Source organism: Paenibacillus sp. KS1, from assembly GCF_001680695.1.
GTDB lineage: Bacteria > Bacillota > Bacilli > Paenibacillales > Paenibacillaceae > Paenibacillus_B > Paenibacillus_B suaedae.
The window spans coordinates 1-361 of record NZ_MAIS01000332.1 but is presented as its reverse complement, the minus strand read 5'-3'; the positions used below and the strand labels follow the sequence as shown (position 1 = coordinate 361).

Genomic DNA, 361 nt, shown 5'->3' with positions numbered 1-361 from the left:
GTTATTACTATCATAAGAAAGCACAATTACACAGCAAATTAGTGAGTGAGGGAGGCCCAACACCTGGATTCTCCCAGCTTACAAATGGCTGCACAATATCTGATGAACAAATTAAAAGAATGGATTATGGAGCTTATTGCTAGCGATGGGGCTGGTTATGGTTACCGTAAACTGACGGTGGCATTGCGTGAGCAGTACAAGCTTCGTATAAACAAGAAGAAAGTTTATCGACTTTGCAAGGAACTAGATATCCTAAAGCCACAACGTCAGAAACGAGTTCGATTTCCGAAAAAAATCGCGTCAAATCGAACAATAACGAATTCCAATAAACTGTTTGAAACCGATATTAAATACGGTTATA

Annotated in this window: 1 pseudogene; it reads left to right on the top strand. The window is 39.1% G+C overall.

The window, feature by feature from the left end:
* Positions 1-361: pseudogene (locus tag BBG47_RS28545) on the top strand (helix-turn-helix domain-containing protein); the annotation flags it as partial.